Raw genomic sequence first — 20,868 nt, forward strand, 5'->3', positions numbered from 1 at the left:
AAAAAAATGCTTAATTGTAATCAAACAAAACAGCTAAAAAGATGAAGTACGATGTTCTTATAATAGGGGGTGGAACAGCAGGAATAATGACAGCAGCTCAGCTGGTAAGAAAATCACCCCAAAAACTAAATATTGGTTTAATTGAACCTTCTGATAAGCATTTTTACCAACCCGCCTGGACTTTGGTTGGTGCCGGTACTTTTAATATGAAAAACACCATCAGGGAAGAAAAAGAGTATATTCCCGAAGGTGTAAATTGGATCAAAGACTATGCTGAAACTATTGATCCGGAAGATAATCTGGTACAAACAAAGAATGGTCAGCAGTTAGCATATGATTACCTGGTTGTTGCTCCGGGTATTCAGATAAACAGGGATGGCATCCCCGGCTTGGCTGAAGCACTCGATAAAGGTGTTGTTTGCAGTAATTACACTGATCCTGAGCACACCTGGAAAGTCATTAAAAATTTTAAAGGTGGAAACGCTCTTTTCACCCAGGCCAATACACCAATTAAATGCGGTGGTGCTCCTCAAAAGATCATGTACCTGGCTTCCGACTATTTTAAGAAACATGGACTGGCAGAAAAAACTAATGTGATTTTTGCCTCTCCCGGGGGAGTGATTTTTGGTGTTAAAGATTTTGCTGACACACTTAATGAAGTAATAGATCGATATCATATCAATACAAAATTTCACTACGTCCTGTCCAGAATAGATGCAGATAATAACACTGCATACTTCAAAGTTAATACAGACGATAGCGTAATTCCTGACGGCGCTATCGGAGAAAAGCTACTGAATGATCATGAAGTAGCAATACCTTTTGATATGCTTCATCTTGCACCTCCTCAAAGTGCTCCGGATTTTATTAGAAATTCGCCTTTGACATTAAAAGAAGGACCAGGTGCAGGATGGGTTGATGTTGACATTGAAACTCTACAGCATTTAAGGTATCCGAATATTTTTGCGCTGGGAGATGTAGCTGCCCTGCCTACTGCAAAAACTGGTGCAGCAGTTCGTAAGCAAGCCCCGGTTGTCGTTGCAAATATCCTTAACCTGATCAAAAACAACAGTTTGGATAACCCGAGATACGAAGGCTACAGCTCATGCCCCTTAGTTACAGGCTATGGTAAAATGGTCCTGGCTGAATTCAAATACAATAATGTTCGTGATAGCGATCCACTCTTGAGCAAATTCTTAAATACAGCTAAAGAAAGTTGGTTTTTATGGATACTTAAGAAATACGGATTACCATACCTCTATTGGAATAAAATGCTGAAAGGTAAAATGTGATTTGTTTTGTTGGTTGACTTGAAGCACCGTTAATTGCCCCCATTAATGGTGCTTCTGTCTTTTATATTCAGATCTATACCCGAAAACTCTCCTATTGTATCAAAAATAACAAACCTGGCAAAGAGTTCCTCCTTGTACCAATTATGCTTATGAGTTCTTTTAATTGCTCCCTGGTGACCTTTGGATCCATAGGCAAAATTGGTCATTGATTTGAAATTCTTCCATATACTGAAGGTAGCCATTTGAACTACCGGGATTTCACCCACTCCCTTGGAAAATACAATATCCGAATTATTTTTTAAGGCGTAGCTGGATCGCGGTACATAAGACCAGAATTTAATGAGTTTTGAAGTCTTAATCGTCGCACGGGTCAATACAGCAACTGGTTCTTCTTCCAAAAGGTCTGAAAATTCCGGATCAGGTGTAAACGGCTCTTTCCCTGACCATTCACCTTTTGATTTGGCACATTTCATTAAACCAGTCCATTTTTCAGACATATATTGATCGTAGTGTTTGAAAAAATAACTGTTCTTGAAAAATTCCGTTGCTGACTCTGTATCTTTCCAATTGGTCAACAGGCAATACACAGACCAATCAGGGAAAGGATTAAATCCATTCCCTTTTCCACTACCCATTAATTTATAGAAGTTGAGACCGCTCACATCAGCTAAGTACTGATGTCCCTCATTCATCATAGTAAGTGCTTTATACTTACTTTTAAAATCAGGAAATCTCATAAAAGTAATGGCAGTAATTTCTTTCATTTATAATTATATCTGAAGGTTAAGATAGAGCTTAAAATCAAATAAAAATAAAATAAAAACCTTTAACCCTGTTAAATGTAAAAAAAATAGCCGGACTCCTCAGAATCCGGCTTTTTGCAAGGGTATCGCAATCAACTTTCTTAATTACCACCTGCACGATTTAATTCCTCAAGATTACCTCTGTTTGTATTTACTCTGAATTGTTTTCCCTGACTAAAGTTGTATCTGACTGTGAAATTCAATGATTGAGAAGAAAATCTGTTTCCGATATCTGTGCTTTGATCTGGTAATTCAAACGACCCCTGGAACTGACGAGTATGGAAAATATCATTAAAATTAAGACTTAATGTAAGCTTGTCATCCAATAAACTTTTCTTCACTCCCAGGTCGGCCCATGCTTGTTCATCCATTCTGAAGATACCCCAAACATTTGGACCAATATAAGTTCCTGACAATTCCACTTTAAATCCTTTAGGTAACACAAAACTAAACCTGGACTGGAAATAAGTGTTAAAACGTTCATTTACTACCTTTTCATCGTTAATCACACTGCTAAACTGCTTATATGAAACAACTGCTACATTATTTATTGAAAACCAATCTTTTACATCAACTGGTAAAATTAATCTGGCATATGCATCATGAGCATCATCTAGGTTTCTCGGGCTGAACACAACTAATCTACTATCCACATCAGCCTGAGGTACTTCTGTAAACACATTTTCAGATTTATTATATCCTAAACCGAAGATATATTTCTTTTTAAACGTCTGGTTTAACTCTACATTATGAGAGAATACAGGTTGCAGATTCGGATTGCCAGTAGCTACTGTATACCTATCAATGTATAAAAAGTAAGGATTTAACATTTGGTAGTTCGGTCTGTTTATTCTTCTGCTATAGTTAAATCCAACCTGGTAATTTTCACTCACATTGTGATTAACAAATAAGCTTGGGAAAAATCCTGCATAACTTCTGTCATTTACCTGGTTTAAAGTTACTGACTCACCTTCAGCTACAGTATGTTCATATCTCAAACCGGCTTTTACACTGATTTTTTCAGTAAGAGGGAAGCCATAACTTGCATATGCCGCATAAATGTTTTCAGTATAAATGAAGTGGTTTGAACGCGTAGGATCTAATTCCCATTGACCATCAGTTAATGCTTCAAAACGGACTTCGTTATCTGATACAACCTGGCTGAACTTCACACCTGCTTCCAGACTTTTCCCTTTACCAAAAGGCTTAGTTAAATCAGCTTTAGCAGAATAAATATCAAATTTGTTCGGATTTATATTTCTAAAATTCTCTTCAACTAAGAATTCTCCGCCTTTGCTTGTATAAACTTCATTATTGAATGAACCAAAATCCTCACTTACTTTGTTTACATAATCAAGATCAACACTCAACTTAGTACCATTAGTATCTAATTTAGCTATATAATGGAAGTTGACAGAGTTATTTTGGGTATTGTCATTCATATCATTGTCAGCCTGTACAAACCCGGGGAACTCATTACTTCCAAAATTGAAAGTTTCAACATCAAATCCTATGGTACCATCACTATTGAATGATTTCACCATAAAACCTAAAGAATGACGGTCATTGATATCATAATCCATTCCAAGGTTCAAGTTGATATTATCAAATGTATGTTCATTATATGCATATTGCTCCATGTACTGACCTTCACCCTGGGTGATGAATTCACGACGCATTGTTAGTTCTCTCCAGCGAGCTCTATGGCTATAATCAGCCTGCAAGAATGAACTTACCTTTCCTTTTTTATAGTTGAAATTAACTCCACCGTTATAACTATTGCGCTCGTTATAATTGTAACCAAGGTTCACACTACCATTAAAGCCTGTGTCGATACCTCTTTTTAATTTTATATTAATTATCCCTGCAGATCCCTCAGCATCGTATTTTGCAGATGGATTCGTGATTAATTCTATTGATTTTATATTATTTGCTGACATTGAATTAAGAAGAGACTGAAGCTCTTTAGCACTCATAAATGTACGCCTGTCATCTATCATTACCAGAACACCAGCTTTACCGTTTAGTTGGATATTACCATCCTGGTCTACCCATACCCCAGGTGATTTTTCCAGAACTTCTAAAGCGGTGTTACCTTCAGTAAGGGCTGAGTTCTGAATATCAACAACCGTTTTATCTGCCTCTACGATTACAGATGGTCGAGTCGCTCTTACTTCGACACCATCAAGATTTTGAGTTTCTTCCGGAAGAGTCAGATTTGACCAGTGCTTGGAATATCCTTCTCCTTCGATTTTAAATGGCCTGGAATATTTCTTTTCATATCCAATTGCACTAAGTCGAACTATATAAGTACCAGTTGTTTTAGGTGAACCCATTGCAAATTCACCACTCTCATTGGTTACCGCTCCGGTAACTAAAGAAGAATCTGTTTGATTTAAAATTGCTACATTAGCGAAAGGGACCGGCTGAGAATTCTGGTCTGTTACCTTTCCCGAAATTTTGCCTGCCTGCTGAGCATTGGCTGCGAAGCATAATAGAAATAATGCTAAAAATAAAAAGGGTCTATTAAGTAATTCTCGATTCATAATCATGCGATTTAAGTGTTCACATGATATACAAGAAGATTCATGCCAAATGAAAAATTTTATTTAATTAACTGATAATCAGTTATTTAAAAAATATAACATTATAAAAGAGTGTTCAAAATCGTACAGGTGGTTTACATCTTCGAACAGGGCTGTTCTAAAAATCAGCTTAAATCATCAGACAAAACACACCGCTGATCTTTGAGATGAGAAAGTTCTTTTTCCAGGTCGAAAGTCTTCTTTTCCTCGTCCATTGTTTCGGCAATATGCTTTTTTAGCTTGCGTCTTTTTATTGATTCCACAAACCTCCTGACATCAATAGGTGATTCGAGTAATAGAGGTGGCACTTTAACAGTTTCTCCCTGTTCATTTTTAGCAACCATTGTGAAATATGAGGTGTTGGTGTGCTTGACTTCTCCCGTTTTCACATTTTCTGCAATAACCTTTATCCCGACAACCATACTGGTATTCCCTACATAATTAACCGATGCCAGCATCGAAACCAGGTCACCTACTTCAACAGGTAGTAAAAAATCCACCGCATTTACAGAAACTGTCACACAGTAAGCCCCTGAATGCTTGCTGCTACAGGCATAAGCAACTTTATCCATCATAGACAATAAATATCCTCCATGGATTTTTCCTCCGAAGTTAGCGGAAGAAGGTAGCATTAATTCGGTAATGGTAGTTACAGAGTATTTTACGGATCTGGGTTCGAGATTATTTTCGGGCATAAGAGTTTATTTTATTCTTCATCAGGAAATATACCAAGCTGGCGGGCACGTTCCTCCCATTTTTTTCTGGCTAGCTGCTGCATGTCTTTTGTATTATCCAGCTCATCCTGAATTTCAAGACCTAATAAAGTTTCAATAATATCTTCGAGTGTAACAATCCCGGCCATTCCACCATATTCGTCAACAACAAGGGCTATATGTTCTTTTTAGTCAATAATTGTTCGAATACCTGTGGGATTGCCTGATGCTCATAAACAATTAATACATTACGCTGGATCTCTGACAACTTAGCTTCATACTCATTATGAGCAAGCTTTTCCATGACATCATTTTTTAATACAAAACCAGTGACATGATCTATTGTCTCCTTAAAAACGGGAATTCTGGAAAATTTCAAAAAACTTTTCTTATCAAAAAACTCCTGAATTGTCATTGTAGAAGGTGCTGCCAATACAACAGTACGAGGAGTCATTACATCTTCAACCTTTATTGATTTAAATCTGATAAGGTTATTAATAATATTAAATTCACTTTTATCGAATATCCCTGCTTCTGTACCAAGCTCTGCCATTGCAGCAATATCTTCTCTTCCCGGAGCTGCCACATGGCCTCCTCCCCCATTAATCTAGTTATTCGTTCTGAAATCCAAACAAGGGGAAACATCAAAACTACAAGTATCTTTAATGTTCTTGATACAAATGGAGCAAGAGATTTCCAGTATTTTGCACCTAGTGATTTTGGAATAATCTCTGAAAAAATTAATATTAATACTGTTAGAATAGCAGAAATAATTCCGAAATAGGCCTCTCCAAAAACAATACTGGCTTGGGCACCTACACCGGCTGCACCTATAGTATGAGCTATGGTATTTAATGATAATATTGCTGCAAGTGGCTTGTCGACATTTTCTTTTAATAGCTTTAGCTCTTTGGCATAAGCTGCTCCCTCTTGTTCTTTGGCTTTAACGAATACTGGAGTAATGCTCAATAAGGCAGCCTCAAGAATAGAACATAAAAAGGAAAAACCCAGCGCCAGGGCCAGATAGAAAAACAAAAGAAACATATATTGATTAAAATAGAATTATTATCGGATTCATTTAAGGGCAATTTAAAAAATAAATCCGATACTGCACTTTCTACTAAATTTTAATCATCTCTTCTGTTTAGTTGATCATATACTTCCCGTTGTATTTGTGAAAGGGTTAACAGATTTTTTGAGACAAATCTGTGAAAATTCTTGATTGGGTATTGGAATATGGATATCCCAGCATGATCATAATGCTTTTTATATATAACTTCTTCACCTCTCTTAATTTTAATTCAAACAATGAACCTACAAGCTGGAATATTGTTTCGAAAATAATCATAACCTTATCTTCAGGGGTAATTTTCAAAGAAATTTACAAACTGATTATCAGACATTTAACTACCTTAATAAAAACTTAAATGTAAGAAAAATAGATTTTTGGCACGACGATTGTTCCTACCATAATGAATCAAATTTTTAAAGCTATGAGAAAAGCAATACTTTTTATCGCGCTGGTTTTATTTGGATTCGCTTCTGAATTGCAGGCCCAGCATTTTGTAACATCATTCGGAGTTTCTCATGAGTGGGGTGTTCCGGGAAGAGTCGCTCGTTCAATCACATATGACTTCAGAGGATACAATTGGATTCATACAAATAGATACAGGGATCATGGCCATTTGTTTTTCACAGTAGTGTTACAGGGAAGACGTGGATTTTTCGAAGTGACTTACGATGATTATGGTCGTGTAGTAAGAGAAAGAAGACTACGAGCAAATCCAATGCACGGGCATCACTGTGGTAATCATTGTGGATTCCATGAGGTGTATTATCAAAGAGTTTACCAGCCAAGATACGGAGCATGTTGTGATTCTCATAGAAGAAATCACCCGGTATTCAGAGAACATCCGGGTCGTGGGCATGGACATCATAAACATAAACATAAACACAAGAAGCATAAAAGACATGATCGCGATCATTGTGACGATTGGGATGATGACGATGACTACAGATATTCAAGACGTGGGGGAGGTCGCTCAGGCGGACATGTAAGAGTTAGCGGCGGCATCTACACCAGTTGGTAATATTTTTTCATAATTGCGGATTTTTTGGTTAGAACGAAGGAGGGTTACATGGAGCCCTCCTTTCTTTTTATATTATATCGCAGCTATTAATAGCTATTTGACTCTGGGGTTATTTTTCTGTAAATTAATATTAAGAGCAATTCCTTATACCATGAAATCAATCATTAAATCTATCCTTACGATAGCCTGCATTAGCCTTTTGCAAAGCTGTACTCCAACTACAGCAAACAAAGACTCTGAAAACTTATCTGAGAAAGAATCCTCTAAAACCTATACCGGTCCGATTATCGACATGCATATGCATGCCTATAGTAAGCCGAACCCTTTGTTTGGCGAAATGGTCAATCCGACAACCGGAGATAAATATATCGGTTCTAAAGACGTTACCAGCCACGAAAAAGAAACTGCGGATATAATGAGAAAGCATAATATTGTTAAGATCATGCTTTCTCCCCCAACTCATCAGACTATTAAAAAGTGGTTAAAGATGCACCCGGAAAAAATTATCAGTGGTCAGATAATATCCGACCCAACTAAAATTCCACTGGATACATTAAGAGCATGGCATAAATCTGGTGAATTAGATGTTATCGGTGAAGTAGCTCCAAATTATGAGGGTATTAAACCCGATGATAAAAAAATAACACCTCTTTTTGATTTGGCAGAAGAACTAAATATTCCTATTGCATTTCACATTTTACCAGGTGGCCCGCCGGGTGGAGTATACTTCGCATATCCTAAAACTAGGGCTTCACATGCAAGGCCGCTATTAATTGAAGAACATTTGATCAGTCACCCTAAAGTACCTATATATATTATGCATGCCGGATGGCCTTTTGCAGATGAAATGAAAGCATTGATGTATGCACATCCACAAGTGTATGTCGATGTAGGAGTTATCTCCTGGGTACTCGAAGAATCCGAATTCCATTCTTATATTAAAGAACTTGTCGATGCGGGTTTTGAAAAAAGAATAATGTTTGGAAGTGATCAAATGGCATTTACCAGTATGATCGAAAAAGCAATACACAATCTAAATTCTTCAGATTTGACCCTAGAACAGAAAGAAGATATTTTCTATAATAATGCTGCACGATTCCTGAATCTTTCCGATGAAACAATAAAAGAACATAAACAAATGGCTTCTAAATAAAGCGATATAAATTTATAAGCAAGAAGGAATCAATAATTGATTCCTTCTTTTATTTCCGGTTAATACCCAGAGCTAATTTTCGATTTTCAATTCTATTGATCAAATTATTTTGATTACAAACAACTGAGTATTATTTTCATTTCATACCTTTTACTCAATAAATATATGATCAACAATAAATTAACGACCATTATTATAATCATCCTGATGGTCTTTTCATTATCGTTTGTTAACGCTCAAAGAAGAAAAAAGAGCAATGCGAGCAACTCAACTCCAACAAAATTAACCGACTCCACATTTTCCGGTATTAAATTCAGAAACATTGGCCCTGCTTTTATGTCCGGAAGGATTGCTGATATCGCTATTCACCCGGAAGATGAAAGTACCTGGATCGTAGGAGTTGGCTCAGGCGGTGTCTGGAAAACAACCAATGCCGGCACAACATGGAAACCAGTCTTTGACGATCAATCTTCCTACTCCATCGGATGTGTGACTATAGACCCTTCTAACCCCAATGTAGTTTGGGTAGGAACCGGTGAAAATATTGGAGGAAGACATGCCGGTTATGGTGATGGAATCTATAAAAGTTCTGATGGAGGGCAATCCTGGCAAAACATGGGTTTAAAAAACTCAGAACACATTTCTAAAATCATCATCCACCCTATAAACTCTGATATCATCTGGGTTGCTGCTCAGGGTCCACTTTGGAGTAAAGGTGGCGAACGCGGTTTATATAAATCAACAGATGGTGGTAAAACCTGGAATAAAACACTTGGTGGAAGTGAGTGGACAGGAGTAACCGACATATTGATCGATCCTCGAAATCCTGACCTATTATATGCTGCCACATGGGACAGGCACAGAACAGTGGCGGCTTATATGGGCGGCGGACCAGGAACCGGCCTTCATAAAAGTACTGATGGAGGCGAAACATGGAAAGAACTAACCTCAGGTCTGCCGGAAGAAAACATGGGAAAAACAGGTCTTGCGATGTCTTATGAAAATCCGGATGTAATCTATGCGGCAATAGAACTAAAGCGCAGAACCGGAGGAGTTTATATGTCTTCTGATCGCGGGGAGACCTGGACCAAACAATCAGATGCAGTTGCAGGTGCGACAGGACCTCATTATTATCAGGAACTGTATACTTCACCTCATCAACCCGGCAGATTATATCTGGTCGATGCCTGGATGCAATACTCGACTGACCATGGCAAAACATTTAAACGATTAAACAACAAGCATAAGCACGGAGATAATCATGCTATAGCATTTAAAAAAGATGATCCTAATTACCTTCTAGTAGGTACTGATGGTGGTCTTTATGAATCTTTTGATCTGGGAGAAAACTGGAAATTTGTTAAAAATCTGCCCGTAACACAGTATTATAAAGTAGCGCTGGATGATGCAGAACCATTTTATAATATTTATGGCGGAACCCAGGACAATTCCACCCAGGGAGGCCCTTCCAGAACAGATAATTACCACGGCATTCAAAACTCAGACTGGAAAGTAGTACTAAACTGGGATGGCCATCAACCAGCAACAGAGCCGGGCAATCCGGATATTATTTACGCCGAAAGACAGGAAGGAAATCTTTCAAGAGTGGATATGATCACCGGTGAAGCAACGGACATTCAACCTCAACCCGGTGAAAACGAGCCGCACGAACGTTTTAACTGGGATGCTCCTATCCTGGTTAGTCCTCATAATCCAACGACCATCTTCTTTGGTTCCTACAGAGTTTGGAAATCAGATAACAGAGGAGATTCATGGACAGCTATCTCCCGTGATCTAACAAGAAATCAGAACAGGATAGAACTACCCATCATGGGTAAAAAGCAAAGCTGGGACAATTCATGGGATTTCCTCGCAATGTCAAACTATAATACCATCACTTCACTGGCAGAATCACCGGTAACAAAGGGTGTAATTTATGCCGGAACAGATGATGGATTGATCCAGGTGACTGAAGATAGTGGTGAAAACTGGCGAAAAATAGAGGTCGGTTCGATTCCCGGAGTTCCATCAACTGCCTTTGTAAATGACATTAAAGCTGATCTTTATGATGAGAGCACTGTTTATGTGGCTTTGGATAATCATAAATACGGTGATTTCAGTCCTTATCTTGTCAAAAGCACTGATAAAGGTAGAACATGGGCTTCAATAAGCGGGAATATTCCCGATAACACATTAGTCTGGAGATTAGTACAGGATCATGAAGAAAAGAATTTGATGTTTGCTGCTACTGAATTCGGTATTTATTTCACCGTAGATGGCGGATCGAACTGGATAAAGTTCGAGAGCCTCCCTACTATTTCTTTCAGAGACCTGGCCATTCAAAGGAGAGAAAACGACCTTGTTGGAGCCTCTTTTGGAAGAGGGTTTTTCGTATTAGATGATTACACAATGCTAAGAGATGTATCTCAAAGTAGCCTGGAAGAGGAAGCTGTTTTATTTCCTACCAGAAAGGCCTGGTGGTATGTTCCAAGATCAGTATTAGGGTTTAATGAAGAAAAAGGATCAATGGGTGCAGCTCACTACACCGCTCCTAACCCCGAATTTGGAGCAGTATTCACTTATTACCTAAAAGACGAATACAAAACAAAAGAAGAAAAAAGACAGGAGGCTGAGAAAAAGTTACCGGGTCTGACCAGGACATACCTTTTCCTGGTTATGAAGAACTGGCTTTAGAAAAGACAATGCCGGATCTAAAAGTATGGCTTACTGTAAAAGATATGAGCGGAAATGTAATCAAGCGCATTGCCGGAAGCACAGACGAAGGGTTCCATCGCGTAGCGTGGGATCTGCGATATCCGGCTCCGGAATCGATCACACTGGAAAAGCCTGAAGAACCTGAAAATGATCTTGAATTTGATGGTCTTTTAGCCCCTCCGGGAAAATATACCGTTACTCTATCTAAAGTGATCGATGGAGAAACAACCGTCTTATCCGAACCTGTAGAATTTGAAGTAGTCGAATTAAGAGAGGGAGCTCTTGAAGGGGCAAGCCATGATGAGTTGTCTCAATTCTTAAGAAATTATGAGGATAAGATAAAGAGAACAACTGCAATCGGTTTACAGCTTAATGCATTAAATAAGCAGGTTAAAGCCATAGAAAGAGCGATAGCAAAGTCACAGGCAGAACCAGGCACATTTGATAAGAAGTATCAGGAATTAGTAACAGAGTTAAACGATCTCAATACTATGGTTCAGGGTAATGCTGCAAAACTTGAAGTAGGTGAAAAAACAAAACCAACCATCGGTGACCGCATGTTTGCCCTTTATAAAGGAGTGAGTCACTCGACCTATGGACCTACAGAAACACATAAGCAAACCATGGATATCATCGAAAGTGATCTGGCAGAAATAGAACAGGAAATCAGCGAAGTTAATTCAGCTGTCAAAAGCCTGGCTGGTGAACTGACCGAAGCCGGAGCTCCTTATATTGAGGGGATAGATTAAGACTTTTAAAAAAGTAAAAAAGGCTATTTGCAATAAAACGCAAATAGCCTTTTTTATTTCCTTCTAATTAAAATTACTTGGTCACAGGCTCGACCTCATAAACAAAATATTTAGTGTCTCCCTGCCAGAAAAAGCGGACATATTTTTCTTTATAATGTAATTTTACCCGTTGGCCTTTGTCTATCGCCTCATTTAAGTTTTCTCTTACTCCTTTATCACTTCCATGAATAGAAAATTCCCAGGTGGTTGGCATTACTCCTTCCGATGAACTGGTCAGTCCACCGATGTTCATCTCCCCTTCCCAGGTTTTGATTACCATGCCTTTTTTACTTAATTTGATCGGTGTCCCCACCCGGTAACCGGAACTGTAACTGGCGTAATTAAAAAACAAAAATATCGCCAGCCCTCCGACAATAATAATTCCGATCGTCCACTTTAAGATCTTCTTAAATTTTTCCATAAATCTATAAGCTTATCAACTGATAAAAACTCTAATAAGTTAAAGAGAAAAATTTAAAGTAATTAATGGAACAAGGAATTTTTATTTTTTTATAAGGTCCTGGTTATATCCTGTCAATCTTTTTTTGAATCTCTTCAAATCCCGGATTACCTATGCTACCAATGTGAGTATATTTCTGCTCTCCCGGTTTTACTTTAAATTCTCCGGATTCAACCTTTTCACCAACGATGCGATATGCTTCCCTGAAAGGCTTTCCTTTTAGTACTTCAGCATTTACTGCCTCGACGGTATACATTAGTTTGTATTTCTCTTCTTCGGTATCGGGACCCTGAAGTTTGATCTGAGGCACTGCAAATTCAAGAATATCAAGAATTGAATTAATATCTGTAAATGCCGGAAATAATAGTTCCTTTAATAATTGAAACTCGCGATGATAACCTCCGGGCAGGTTATTCATTAAGGAAGTAACCTGGAATGGAATACCCTGAAGAAGATTGCACTTTCCGCGAATCAACTCAAAAACATCCGGATTCTTTTTATGGGGCATAATACTGCTACCGGTTGTAAGTTCATCCGGCAAAGTCAGAAAACCAAAGTTTTGACTATTGTAAAGACAAACATCCATTGCGAACCTTCCCAATGTCTGAGCAACAGAAGAGATAGCATTCGTGATCGTCTTTTCAAGCTTTCCACGATTCAACTGGGCAGCAAAACTATTTACCTTCATTGAAGCAAACCCCATTTCATCGGTTGTAATCTGTCGATCGATAGGAAATGATGATCCATACCCCGCAGCTGAACCCAGTGGATTTTGATCTGCTACTTCGTATGCGGCTTTCAGTATGATCAAATCATCGGCAAGTGCCTCGGCATAAGCAGAAAACCACATCCCTCCGGATGAAGGCATTGCCACCTGTAGATGGGTATATCCCGGTATGATCGTGTCATTATATTTTTGCCCCTGTTTTAATAATAACAGGGCAATATTTTTAACCTGGTCAATTAACTCTGACAGAGACTCTTTGCAATAGAGATGAAGGTCGGTCAATACCTGGTCATTTCTAGATCGGGCAGTATGGATCTTTTTACCTGTATCACCAAGTTTAGCCGTCAGTTCAGCTTCCACCCATGAATGAATATCTTCAAATCCGGCAGGAATTTCAAAATCTTCCCTGGTAACGGTTTTAAATATTTCATCGAGTTCTTTTACCAGATCATCACCTTCTTTTTTATAGATCAATCCGGTCTGAGCAAGCATCTTAGCATGAGCTTTTGAACCGATAACATCATATTTGGCCAGGATCTTATCAAATTCCAGGTCTCTACCAATAGTAAAAGCCTCTATCTTTTCAGACAGGGGCTTTCCTTTTGACCAAAGTTTATTTTTACTATTCATTAGTTATGCTCAACCTGCTTGAGCAGGGTTATATACGTTTTGATTCCATGTTTGATCTCATCGAGCTTGATGTACTCATCCGCAGTATGAGATCGCTTTGAATCACCAGGTCCCATTTTCACCGAGGGTCCTTCAATCATAGCCTGGTCAGACATCGTTGGTGATCCAAAAGTGACAATATCGAGATCTTTTGCTGCCTTTACTATTGGGTGATCATCAGAAATACCTGATGGTCTCAATCGTGTAGAAGCTTCTTTGATATCAGATTTGATGTTTTCTTTTACCACTTTCATCACTTCCTCATTAGACACTTTATCTGTCGTTCTGATATCGACAGTAAAATCGCATGTATCCGGCACAACATTGTGCTGAGTTCCGGCATTGATTACAGTAACTGTCATCTTCACTGGTCCTACCTTTGGAGAATCGTTTCCAAATTCATAGGTCTTGAACCAGTTAATATCTTCCATTGCTTTATAGATCGCATTGTCACCAACATCCCTGGCTGCATGTCCTGAAACTCCTTTGGCAGTACATTCCAGTACGATAAGTCCTTTTTCGGCAGTAGCCATTTCCATTTGAGTTGGCTCACCCACAATAGCATAATCAAAATTCGGTAATTCAGGAATCAGGTTGTTCAATCCGTGTGGTCCTGAAGTTTCTTCTTCTCCCGTACCTGCAAAGATCAAATTAAAGGGAACATCCCCCTCCTGAGAAAAGTACAAAAATGTCGCAAGTAAACTCACCAAAGGACCTCCGGCATCATTACTTCCAAGACCGTAAAGCGTCCCATCTTCTACAATTGGAGAAAAAGGATCTTTTGTATAGCCTTCATTTGGTAGTACTGTATCGTGATGGGAATTTAATAATATAGTTGTTTTAGACTCATCAAATTCCGGTGAGGTAGCCCACACATTATTGTGTTGCCTGTTTGGTGTGAAACCATATTGTTTCAACCAATCTTCCAGAATTATAGCAGTTTCTGCTTCCTCACCTGAAAAACTCTGCTTAGAAATGAGCTTTTTAAGTGTTTCAATCGCTTCGTCTTGAAGTTTACTTAGTCTTTCTTTGTTTATTTCTATCTGTTTATCTGCAATCATGTTTATTTGATCAATGTTGTTCCTGATTCGGTCCCTAAAGTTGAAGCCTCCTGAATATGTACTTTTGACACTCCCGATTCTATTGCATCAAAAGCATTATCGAGTTTCGGGATCATCCCGTCTTTTACTACTTCATCTTTTTTGAGCTGATCGTAAAGAGTCGGATCTATTTCCCTGATCAGGGAATTCGGGTCTTTAATATCCCTCATCACTCCCGGCATTTCAAAACAATAGGTTAATTCAACTCCTGAATATTTCTGTGCCATCCCGGCTGAAAGAGCAGAGGCAATGGTATCAGCATTGGTATTTAAAAGATTACCATTTCCGTCATGAGTGATAGCACAAAATACCGGTACAGCCCCGGTATTTAATAGTTTATCTAATTGCTCAACATTTACAGAATCAGCTTCGATATCTCCTACCCAACCGAAATCGATCGGATCTTTAGGTCTGATGCTACATTTAATCAGGTTCATATCTGCACCTGTTAATCCAACAGCATTAGTTCCTAAAGACTGAAGCTGAGCAACAATTTTTTTGTTAACCAGTCCTGCATAGACCTGAACAGCTACATCAATAGCCTCATCATCAGTAATACGTCTGCCTTCGTGCATTTTTGCTTTAATTCCCAGCTTTTCTGATAAGGCAGTTGCCTGGCGTCCACCTCCGTGAACAATTATTTTTTTACCTTCAAGTTTGTGGAATCGCGCTAAAAAATCAGCGAGTTTATCCGGGCTTCCTGTTATGTTTCCACCTATCTTAACGATATGCAAATCTTCCTTGCTCATTTATATTTTGATTCTCCTTTTCGTAATTCAATAATTCATTTAATACAGCCTGTGCCGCCCAGACTCTGTTTCCAGCCTGGTTAATTACCACCGAATCATTAACAACCTCATCAGTTGCAATCATATTCCTTCGCAGTGGCAGGCAGTGCATAAATGAGGCATTGTTAGTCAACGCCATTTTTTCTTTTGTAACAGTCCATGAACGATCGGTAGAAAGAATATGACCATAAGCTGAATAAGAAGACCAGTTTTTAGCATAAACTATATCAGCACCTTCCAGAGCCTTATTCTGATCGTATTCGATCTTGCAGTCTTGTGAAAACTGAATATCCAGTTCATATCCTTCAGGATGTGTCACCACTACTTCTGCATCGGATTTTGTCACCCATTGCAGAAAAGAGTTGGGCACAGCCTGCGGCAGAGCTTTGGGATGAGGAGCCCATGTTAACACAACTTTAGGCTTTTTGATATCCAGCTCCCTGATCGTCATCATATCCGTCAGCGACTGTAGAGGATGCAATGTTGCGCTCTCCAGGCTTAATATCGGAACTTTGGACAATTGTATAAATTTTGTCAGAATCGCTTCAGAATAATCCGCCAGTCGGTTTTGCAATCCGGCAAAAGTTCTCACTGCCAGTAAATCGCAATAGCTACTCATTATCTGAACCGCTTCATTAATATGTTCGGGTTTATCACCATCCATTATTACCCCGTCTTTCGTTTCGATGGCCCAGCCATCTGCTCCGGCATTCAAAGCAATAACATCCATCCCAAGATTATAAGCAGCCTTCTGTGTGCTCATCCTGGTACGAAGGCTCGGATTAAAAAACACCATTCCCAAAACCTTTCTTTCTCCAAGGTAACTGTGAATCGGGTTTTGTTTAAAGAACAATGCCTTTTCGATCAGGGCTTCTACATTTTCTACATCATGAATTGAGGTGAATTGTTTCATTTTCTTCTAATTTGGAAATTGCTTGTTTGATTGTATCCACAAACAACTGCATTTCCTCCTGGCTCACGTTTAAAGGCGGCAATAAACGCAGTGTGTTTGGGTTACCGGATGAACCGGTGAAAACTCGGAAATCTTTCAACAAGCTTTTCCTGAGCTCAGCTACCGGGTAGTTGAACTCTAATCCGATCATCAGACCGGCACCACGTATTTCCTTAACACCAGACAGGTCTTTTAGCTGATCAATCAGCCACTCACCTTTTTCTGTTACTTTATTGAGAAGGTCTGCTTTTTCAATCACTTCCAAAACTGCCAATGCAGCAGTACTTGCCAGGTGATTTCCACCAAAGGTAGTTCCCAGCATTCCTTTCCAGGGTTCGATATGAGGAGCAATCAGAATTCCACCAACAGGGAATCCATTACCCATACCCTTTGCCATTGTTACTATGTCAGGATTGACATCAGATAACTGGAAAGAAAAGAATTTACCACTTCGTCCGTAACCGGCCTGTACTTCATCCATGATCAGCATGGTTCCATACTTCTTACAAAGCTCTTCAGCTTTTTTCAGGTAACTTTTTTCAGGCATGTAGCAACCTGCCACACCCTGAATACCTTCGATGATCAACGCTGCAACATCTTCATTCTTTAAAGTATTCTCTAAAGCGGATATATCATCCATTGGCAAATGTTCCACTTCATGGTTAGCATTTACCGGAGCTACGATCTTTGGGTTATCAGTTGCAGCAACAGCAGCACTGGTACGACCATGAAACCCTTTATGTAAAGCGACTACCTTCTTTCTCTTCGTATGAAAAGAAGCTAGTTTGATCGCATTTTCATTTGCTTCCGCTCCTGAATTACACAGGAACAGTTGATAATCTTCCATTCCACTCAACTCACCAAGCTTTTTAGCAAGCTCCTTCTGAATAGGATTTTGTACTGAGTTAGAATAAAAAATCAATTTCTCAGCCTGAGATTTTATTCTATCCACGTAATGTGGATGGCTATGCCCTATAGAGATCACTGCATGACCTCCATAGAAATCCATGTATTTATTTCCTTTATCGTCGTATATCCAAGTCCCCTCGCCTTTTACAGGTGTAATATCAAATAGCGGGTAGACATCAAATAATTCCATTTTCTTAAGTTTTTTGTTTTTATATTGAAATAAACACTCGTTAATTAAAAGGATACTGGTTTAAGACCGAGACCTAATTTCTCTGGCCATCCCATCATCAGGTTCATATTTTGAACTGCCTGACCGGAAGCACCTTTTAACAGGTTGTCGATCATTGAAGTGACCATGATCTTATCTCCGTGCTTTTCAACTTTTACTACTCCCTTATTACTGTTTACCACCTGTTTTAAGTGAACAGGATCTTTTGAAACATGAGTAAAAGCAGCGTCAGCATAGAAATTTTCATATAATTCCTGCGCTTCTTCTTCACTCATATCACTTTTAAAGTAAACAGTTGCAAAGATTCCTCTAGTAAAATCTCCTCTCATTGGCACAAAGTTGATTCCTTTTACATCCTGTCCCTGCACCTCGTTCATCTGTTGTTCGATCTCTCCAAGATGCTGGTGAGTAAAGGCCTTGTAAACTGAAAGGTTGTTGTTTCTCCAGCTAAAATGTGAAGTATTTGTAGGCTTTTGACCTGCACCGGTAGATCCGGTTACCGCGTGAACGTGAGCCTCTTCATCTTTAAATGCACCTACAGAAGCAGCTGGTAAAAGCGCCAATTGAATTGCAGTAGCAAAACAACCAGGGTTAGCAATTGCATGAGCTTCTTTAATCAGATGTTTATTCTTTTCCGGCAGACCATAAACGAATTCTTTTCCATTCCAGGTATTCTCCGGTTTAAGTCTGAAATCCCTGCTTAGGTCTACTATTTTAATATTTTCTGATAATCCTTTTTCTTTGAGAAATTTTTCTGAGGCACCATGACCCATACATAGAAATACGAGATCTACATCATTGCTCAACTCATTAGTAAAGTCAATATTAATTTCTCCGATCAAATCCTGGTGGATCGACCATACCGGCTTACCGGCCTGACTGTTACTGTGAATAAATTTGATCTCCACTTCAGGGTGATTGATAAGTAATCTGATCAATTCACCTGCTGTATATCCTGCTCCTCCTATTATTCCTGTTTTAAGCATTTTTCTCTAGTTTGTTAACTTTATAGTATAATTTAGATGCGTTCGATAATATCTTTGTAAACCCTTTAACGTCTTCACCAGACCAGGCGTTATTCATTTCGCCGTACTGACCTGCGTCCGACTGCATGATATCAAATTGACTTTCGACACCATTTAATTGAAATCGATAAGGATAAAGGGTAATAAACACCTTACCGGTTACTGAACTCTGTGTACTTTCAAGAAAACCTTCAATATTTCTCATTACCGGCTCCAGATATTGAGCTTCGTGTAACATCATCCCGTACCAGTCACCCAATTGCGATTTCCACTGCATCTGCCATTTTGAAAGCGTATGTTTCTCCAGCAAATGATGAGCTTTGATTAGGATCATTGAAGCAGCTGCTTCAAAACCGACACGTCCTTTGATTCCGATAATCGTATCACCGACATGGACATCCCTGCCAATTCCAAATGGAGCAGCTAATTCCTGAAGCTTAAAATTAATTGTGTAGGCGGTAATATTTCTCCGTTTAGAGCAACACACTCGCCCTTTTCAAATTGTAGAGTAATGTCTACCGTCTCAGTTTTTGTAATTTGTGTTGGCCAGGCAGACTCCGGTAATGGTTTGTCTGAAGTAAGTGTTTCAGCACCTCCTACAGATGTCCCCATAATCCTTTATTAACAGAATACTGAGCTTTCGACCATTCTTTTTCCACACCATGAGATTTCAGAAATTCAATTTCATCTTTTCGACTGAGTTTTTGATCTCTTATTGGTGTAACAATCTCAATTTCAGGCGCAAGAACGTTGATCATCAGATCAAATCTCACCTGATCATTACCAGCTCCTGTAGAACCATGGGCTACTTTACCAGCATTGATCAGCTGTGCATATTCCACGATAGCTTTCGCCTGAAAAGCGCGTTCTGCACTAACGGATAGTGGGTAAGTATTATTACGAAGAACATTACCAAAAAGCAAAAACTTAATTGCTTTCTGGTAAAACTCTTCTGTCTTCTCTAAAGTCTTATGTGATTTAACACCTAGTTGGTAGGCGTTTTGTTCGATTTCTTCAATTTCACTTTTAGAAAATCCTCCTGTATGTACAAATGCCGAATGAACTTCAAGCCCTTTAACTTCAGATAAATATTTGACACAGTAGGACGTATCCAGTCCTCCACTGAAAGCCAAAACTATTTTTTTATTTTCCATTTTTAGGATACGGTTTAACCTTCAACCGTAGGATAGTGAATGAATTTTTCAGATTATTAAACAGTAGCGGGCTTAGGGCTACGCCTGAAAAAATTCTTCATATCTGAAAGTCCTTTCTTGATTTTAGGAACTTCAACATTTGCAAGGGTAGATTTTTGCTCTTCAGGATCAAAAACCATTCCTGTGCACAGACAATGCTTACGACCGGTTCTCATTAGAACGTCGTGATTTTTACATTGTTTACAACCATCCCAGAACTCGTCGGTTTGTGGGAGCTTATTGAATGTAACCGGCTTGTATCCAAGATCAGAATTGATCTTTAAGACAGGCAAACTGGTAGTAATACCAAAAATTTTAGCTTTCGGATATTTTTCGCGAGCAAGGTCAAATGCTTTTTGTTTCACAAGCTTTGCTACACCTCGACCACGAAACTTAGGATTTACGATCAATGCGGAATTGGATGCAAAATTTGCTGTTTCATAAGATTGAACATAACAGAATCCTGCAAGCTCTTCTCCAACTAGCGCAATAACAGCTAAACCCTCCATCATCTTTCTTTGAATCTGGAGAGGATGACGTTTTGCGATACCCGTGCCTCTCTTTTTAGCAGCTTTCTCAATAAGTTTACAGATGTGTGATGCGTACTGCAAGTGCTCTTCACCTGCTACTGCAACTTTTGTTTCCATCTTAGTATAGATAAATAGTTTAGTTTAATT

Annotated in this window: 19 protein-coding genes and 1 pseudogene; 5 read left to right on the top strand and 15 right to left on the bottom strand. The window is 38.8% G+C overall.

Annotated elements, in window-relative coordinates:
• The first annotated feature begins 41 nt into the window (after positions 1 to 41).
• Positions 42 to 1,292: an NAD(P)/FAD-dependent oxidoreductase gene (locus tag DCC35_RS16740; RefSeq protein ID WP_137091890.1), complete on the top strand. Its 1,251-nt coding sequence runs from the start codon at positions 42 to 44 to the stop codon at positions 1,290 to 1,292.
• Positions 1,293 to 1,321: 29 nt separating this feature from the next.
• On the opposite strand, the gene DCC35_RS16745 is transcribed toward DCC35_RS16740, so the two are convergent.
• The 6 genes from DCC35_RS16745 to DCC35_RS21340 all read right to left on the bottom strand — a co-directional run bounded on the left by DCC35_RS16745 (position 1,322) and on the right by DCC35_RS21340 (position 6,437).
• The gene (locus DCC35_RS16745; RefSeq protein WP_137091891.1) at positions 1,322 to 2,056 is read right to left on the bottom strand and encodes a DUF3291 domain-containing protein; all 735 of its coding nucleotides are present in this window, start codon (positions 2,054 to 2,056) and stop codon (positions 1,322 to 1,324) included.
• 140 nt (positions 2,057 to 2,196) lie between these two features.
• Complete coding sequence (locus DCC35_RS16750) at positions 2,197 to 4,641, bottom strand: TonB-dependent receptor domain-containing protein (protein WP_175402847.1); 2,445 nt, start codon at positions 4,639 to 4,641, stop codon at positions 2,197 to 2,199.
• A 164-nt stretch (positions 4,642 to 4,805) separates the two neighbouring features.
• Entirely contained in the window at positions 4,806 to 5,375 is a 570-nt protein-coding gene (locus DCC35_RS16755) for an acyl-CoA thioesterase (RefSeq protein ID WP_137091893.1), read from the bottom strand.
• A gap of 11 nt (positions 5,376 to 5,386) precedes the next feature.
• Complete coding sequence (locus DCC35_RS21330) at positions 5,387 to 5,542, bottom strand: hypothetical protein (RefSeq protein WP_246070058.1); 156 nt, start codon at positions 5,540 to 5,542, stop codon at positions 5,387 to 5,389.
• A 26-nt stretch (positions 5,543 to 5,568) separates the two neighbouring features.
• Positions 5,569 to 5,847 (bottom strand): CBS domain-containing protein, encoded by a 279-nt coding sequence (locus DCC35_RS21335; RefSeq protein WP_246070059.1) that lies wholly within the window; start codon positions 5,845 to 5,847, stop codon positions 5,569 to 5,571.
• A 14-nt stretch (positions 5,848 to 5,861) separates the two neighbouring features.
• Positions 5,862 to 6,437: a DUF21 domain-containing protein gene (locus tag DCC35_RS21340; protein WP_246070061.1), complete on the bottom strand. Its 576-nt coding sequence runs from the start codon at positions 6,435 to 6,437 to the stop codon at positions 5,862 to 5,864.
• A 449-nt stretch (positions 6,438 to 6,886) separates the two neighbouring features.
• On the opposite strand from DCC35_RS21340, the gene DCC35_RS16765 reads away from it, so the two are divergent.
• The 4 genes from DCC35_RS16765 (at position 6,887) to DCC35_RS21345 (ending at position 12,100) form a co-directional block, all read left to right on the top strand.
• Positions 6,887 to 7,483 carry a hypothetical protein gene (locus DCC35_RS16765; RefSeq protein ID WP_137091894.1) on the top strand — a complete coding sequence of 199 codons (597 nt, stop codon included), beginning with the start codon at positions 6,887 to 6,889 and terminating at the stop codon, positions 7,481 to 7,483.
• 151 nt (positions 7,484 to 7,634) lie between these two features.
• Positions 7,635 to 8,636 (top strand): amidohydrolase family protein, encoded by a 1,002-nt coding sequence (locus DCC35_RS16770; RefSeq protein ID WP_137091895.1) that lies wholly within the window; start codon positions 7,635 to 7,637, stop codon positions 8,634 to 8,636.
• Positions 8,637 to 8,801: 165 nt separating this feature from the next.
• On the top strand, positions 8,802 to 11,330 hold the full coding sequence (locus DCC35_RS16775) for a WD40/YVTN/BNR-like repeat-containing protein (protein WP_246070063.1): 2,529 nt from the start codon (positions 8,802 to 8,804) through the stop codon (positions 11,328 to 11,330).
• Positions 11,331 to 11,338: 8 nt separating this feature from the next.
• On the top strand, positions 11,339 to 12,100 hold the full coding sequence (locus DCC35_RS21345; RefSeq protein WP_246070065.1) for a hypothetical protein: 762 nt from the start codon (positions 11,339 to 11,341) through the stop codon (positions 12,098 to 12,100).
• 73 nt (positions 12,101 to 12,173) lie between these two features.
• Here the strand turns inward: DCC35_RS21345 and DCC35_RS16780 are convergent, their stop codons facing one another.
• The 9 genes and pseudogenes from DCC35_RS16780 to DCC35_RS16820 all read right to left on the bottom strand — a co-directional run bounded on the left by DCC35_RS16780 (position 12,174) and on the right by DCC35_RS16820 (position 20,838).
• Positions 12,174 to 12,560, bottom strand: a complete 387-nt coding sequence (locus DCC35_RS16780) for a 6-phosphogluconate dehydrogenase (RefSeq protein WP_137091896.1) — start codon at positions 12,558 to 12,560, stop codon at positions 12,174 to 12,176.
• A gap of 103 nt (positions 12,561 to 12,663) precedes the next feature.
• A complete protein-coding gene (gene argH / locus DCC35_RS16785; RefSeq protein WP_137091897.1) occupies positions 12,664 to 13,956 on the bottom strand; it encodes an argininosuccinate lyase in 1,293 nt (430 codons plus the stop codon).
• Entirely contained in the window at positions 13,956 to 15,056 is a 1,101-nt protein-coding gene (locus tag DCC35_RS16790) for a M20 family metallo-hydrolase (RefSeq protein WP_137091898.1), read from the bottom strand. Before DCC35_RS16790 ends, argH begins: the two co-directional genes overlap by 1 nt.
• A gap of 2 nt (positions 15,057 to 15,058) precedes the next feature.
• Positions 15,059 to 15,844, bottom strand: a complete 786-nt coding sequence (gene argB, locus DCC35_RS16795; RefSeq protein WP_137091899.1) for an acetylglutamate kinase — start codon at positions 15,842 to 15,844, stop codon at positions 15,059 to 15,061.
• On the bottom strand, positions 15,816 to 16,796 hold the full coding sequence (locus DCC35_RS16800) for an N-acetylornithine carbamoyltransferase (protein WP_137091900.1): 981 nt from the start codon (positions 16,794 to 16,796) through the stop codon (positions 15,816 to 15,818). Before DCC35_RS16800 ends, argB begins: the two co-directional genes overlap by 29 nt.
• Entirely contained in the window at positions 16,771 to 17,934 is a 1,164-nt protein-coding gene (locus tag DCC35_RS16805) for an aspartate aminotransferase family protein (RefSeq protein ID WP_137091901.1), read from the bottom strand. The genes DCC35_RS16800 and DCC35_RS16805 overlap by 26 nt, the downstream gene beginning before the upstream one ends.
• Before the next feature lie 44 nt (positions 17,935 to 17,978).
• The gene (gene argC / locus DCC35_RS16810) at positions 17,979 to 18,959 is read right to left on the bottom strand and encodes an N-acetyl-gamma-glutamyl-phosphate reductase (protein ID WP_137091902.1); all 981 of its coding nucleotides are present in this window, start codon (positions 18,957 to 18,959) and stop codon (positions 17,979 to 17,981) included.
• Positions 18,952 to 20,152 (bottom strand): annotated as a pseudogene (locus DCC35_RS16815) (argininosuccinate synthase). Before DCC35_RS16815 ends, argC begins: the two are co-directional and overlap by 8 nt.
• A 56-nt stretch (positions 20,153 to 20,208) precedes the next feature.
• The gene (locus DCC35_RS16820) at positions 20,209 to 20,838 is read right to left on the bottom strand and encodes a GNAT family N-acetyltransferase (protein ID WP_137091903.1); all 630 of its coding nucleotides are present in this window, start codon (positions 20,836 to 20,838) and stop codon (positions 20,209 to 20,211) included.
• Positions 20,839 to 20,868 lie beyond the last annotated feature (30 nt).

Origin of the sequence: Mangrovivirga cuniculi, assembly GCF_005166025.1 — a bacterium.
Taxonomy (GTDB): Bacteria; Bacteroidota; Bacteroidia; order Cytophagales; family Cyclobacteriaceae; genus Mangrovivirga; species Mangrovivirga cuniculi.

Bases quoted from the DNA above. Each gene is read 5' to 3' on its own strand.
- DCC35_RS16770 (WP_137091895.1), top strand. From the start codon at position 7,635: ATGAAATCAATCATTAAATCTATCCTTACGATAGCCTGCATTAGCCTT.
- DCC35_RS16755 (WP_137091893.1), bottom strand. From the start codon at position 5,375: ATGCCCGAAAATAATCTCGAACCCAGATCCGTAAAATACTCTGTAACT.
- DCC35_RS16765 (WP_137091894.1), top strand. From the start codon at position 6,887: ATGAGAAAAGCAATACTTTTTATCGCGCTGGTTTTATTTGGATTCGCT.
- DCC35_RS16820 (WP_137091903.1), bottom strand. From the start codon at position 20,838: ATGGAAACAAAAGTTGCAGTAGCAGGTGAAGAGCACTTGCAGTACGCA.
- DCC35_RS21345 (WP_246070065.1), top strand. From the start codon at position 11,339: ATGCCGGATCTAAAAGTATGGCTTACTGTAAAAGATATGAGCGGAAAT.
- DCC35_RS16745 (WP_137091891.1), bottom strand. From the start codon at position 2,056: ATGAAAGAAATTACTGCCATTACTTTTATGAGATTTCCTGATTTTAAA.
- DCC35_RS16805 (WP_137091901.1), bottom strand. From the start codon at position 17,934: ATGGAATTATTTGATGTCTACCCGCTATTTGATATTACACCTGTAAAA.
- DCC35_RS16790 (WP_137091898.1), bottom strand. From the start codon at position 15,056: ATGATTGCAGATAAACAGATAGAAATAAACAAAGAAAGACTAAGTAAA.
- DCC35_RS21340 (WP_246070061.1), bottom strand. From the start codon at position 6,437: ATGTTTCTTTTGTTTTTCTATCTGGCCCTGGCGCTGGGTTTTTCCTTT.
- argH (WP_137091897.1), bottom strand. From the start codon at position 13,956: ATGAATAGTAAAAATAAACTTTGGTCAAAAGGAAAGCCCCTGTCTGAA.
- DCC35_RS16740 (WP_137091890.1), top strand. From the start codon at position 42: ATGAAGTACGATGTTCTTATAATAGGGGGTGGAACAGCAGGAATAATG.
- DCC35_RS16800 (WP_137091900.1), bottom strand. From the start codon at position 16,796: ATGAAACAATTCACCTCAATTCATGATGTAGAAAATGTAGAAGCCCTG.
- DCC35_RS16750 (WP_175402847.1), bottom strand. From the start codon at position 4,641: ATGAATCGAGAATTACTTAATAGACCCTTTTTATTTTTAGCATTATTT.
- DCC35_RS21335 (WP_246070059.1), bottom strand. From the start codon at position 5,847: ATGACTCCTCGTACTGTTGTATTGGCAGCACCTTCTACAATGACAATT.
- argB (WP_137091899.1), bottom strand. From the start codon at position 15,844: ATGAGCAAGGAAGATTTGCATATCGTTAAGATAGGTGGAAACATAACA.
- DCC35_RS21330 (WP_246070058.1), bottom strand. From the start codon at position 5,542: ATGGCCGGGATTGTTACACTCGAAGATATTATTGAAACTTTATTAGGT.
- argC (WP_137091902.1), bottom strand. From the start codon at position 18,959: ATGCTTAAAACAGGAATAATAGGAGGAGCAGGATATACAGCAGGTGAA.
- DCC35_RS16775 (WP_246070063.1), top strand. From the start codon at position 8,802: ATGATCAACAATAAATTAACGACCATTATTATAATCATCCTGATGGTC.
- DCC35_RS16780 (WP_137091896.1), bottom strand. From the start codon at position 12,560: ATGGAAAAATTTAAGAAGATCTTAAAGTGGACGATCGGAATTATTATT.